The 1910-nt window shown below is 60.6% G+C and carries 1 protein-coding gene; it reads left to right on the top strand.

Annotated features, from left to right (window positions below; genetic code table 11):
* Window positions 1-163: 163 nt before the first annotated feature.
* Window positions 164-1843 (top strand): IS1634 family transposase, encoded by a 1680-nt coding sequence (locus tag QWY80_RS02640; protein WP_290229127.1) that lies wholly within the window; start codon window positions 164-166, stop codon window positions 1841-1843.
* The last annotated feature ends 67 nt before the right edge of the window (window positions 1844-1910 follow it).

Below are 1910 nucleotides of genomic sequence, written 5' to 3' on the forward strand. Positions count from 1 at the left end.
CGGCGCCCCCGAGTTCGACACTTCCAGCTCGATTTTGGCCTGATTTCGGCACCTGTGGTCCGAGAATTCAGTGATTTAGCAAGTTACGGGCGAAATTGTTGTAGTGACACGTTTTTCTGTCGGCGCCTTGCCATCCATGGTTTGTCCGGTCTAATGTGATGACATGTTCGTCAAAGTCACCAAATCCGGCCCGCGTCGCTACGTGAAGCTCGTCGAGTCCTACCGCGACGAGGCTGGCAAGCCGCGCCAACGCGTCATCGCCACGCTGGGTCGCCTGGAGGCCGTCACGGCCGGGGAATCCAGCGCGCTGATCAATGGCCTGCTGCGTGTCTCGGGCCAGCCGTCTCTCGAAGAAGGCACCGGCGAGACCGACTTCGCGCCGGCGCGTTCCGTTGGCGATACCTGGCTGCTGACATCGCTCTGGAAGGAGCTTGGCCTGGATGACGCCTTCCGGCGGGTGCTGCGCAGCAAGCGGCAGTTCGATGCTGAGAGGCTGCTGCGGGTCATGGTGTTCAACCGCCTCTGTGATCCGGAATCCAAGCTCGGTGTGCTGCGCTGGCTGGACGATGTGCTGGTGCCCGACGTCGACACGGCCTCGATCAGTCATCAGCACCTGCTGCGCACCATGGATACCCTGTCGGACTGCAGCGAAGTCCTCAATGACGTGCTGGCCCAGCAGCTCAAGCCGCTGATCGATCAAGAACTCTCGATCGTCTTCTACGACCTCACCACGATCCGAGCAGAGGGGAGTACCTCGCTCGAGGGTGATGTCCGCCATTACGGCCCGTCGAAGGCGGGCGGGATCGGCCGACAGTTCATGTTGGGCGTCGTGCAGACGGCGGAAGGCCTGCCCATCCACCATGAGGTATTCGACGGCAACGTCGCGGAAACTCGGACGTTGCTGCCGACCATCGAGACCGTAACAAAGCGCTTCAACGTGCGGCGTGTCGTGCTGGTCGCCGACCGGGGTTTGCTGTCCCTGGATAACCTCGAGGCCTTGTCAGCCGTAAAGATCGAGGGGCGCCCCCTCGAATTCATCCTGGCGGTGCCGGGTCGTCGATACAGCGAGTTCGATGACCTGTTGAAGGCGTTCCACCAGACCCACTGCCAGAATACCGATAGCGAAGCATACGGCGAGATGGCATGGCAGGATCATCGGTTGATCGTGGCGCACCGGCCGGAGGTCGCCAAGGCGCAGACGTTAGCACGCGATCAGAAGATCGAGGCACTGCAGGCCGATGCACGCCAGTGGTTCGATAAGCTGGATCATCAGGATGCTGGGCGGCGCTATCGCGGCAGAAAGCTCTCCGATGCCGGCGTGACGGCCAGGTTCTACAAGGCCGTCACTGACGCTCATCTCGGCCATATTCTCAAGGTCGATCTGACCGCCGAGACGTTCAACTATGTGCTGGATCAGCGAGCCCTCGATCGAGCACAAATGCTGGATGGCAAGCTGCTTCTGGTCACCAATATGGTCGATCATGACCCGCAAGAGATCGTGGAGCGCTACCGAGCGCTGGCCGACATCGAACGTGGCTTCCGGGTGTTGAAGAGCGACATCGAGATCGCACCGGTCTATCACCGCTTGCCAGATCGCATCCGCGCCCATGCCTTGATCTGCTTCCTTGCGCTGGTGCTTTACCGCGTGCTGCGGATGCGGTTGAAGGCCAGTGATAACCCATTGTCGCCGACGCGGGCGCTGGAAATTGCCCGCAAGATCCAATTTCACCAGGTCCTGCTTCACCGTCGCGAGACGGCGAGCGGCCTGACCAAGTTGAAGCCTGAACAACGCGATCTCTTCGAGGCGATTGGCGTGCCGGCACCTGCCGCATCACGCTTGTAGTGCCAATTTTGAAAACGCGTTTCCAGGCTAATCAGTGGTTTACGCTTCTATCTGTCGAACTCGGGGG

It is taken from the genome of Halomonas ramblicola (genome assembly GCF_030409215.1).
GTDB lineage: Bacteria > Pseudomonadota > Gammaproteobacteria > Pseudomonadales > Halomonadaceae > Halomonas > Halomonas ramblicola.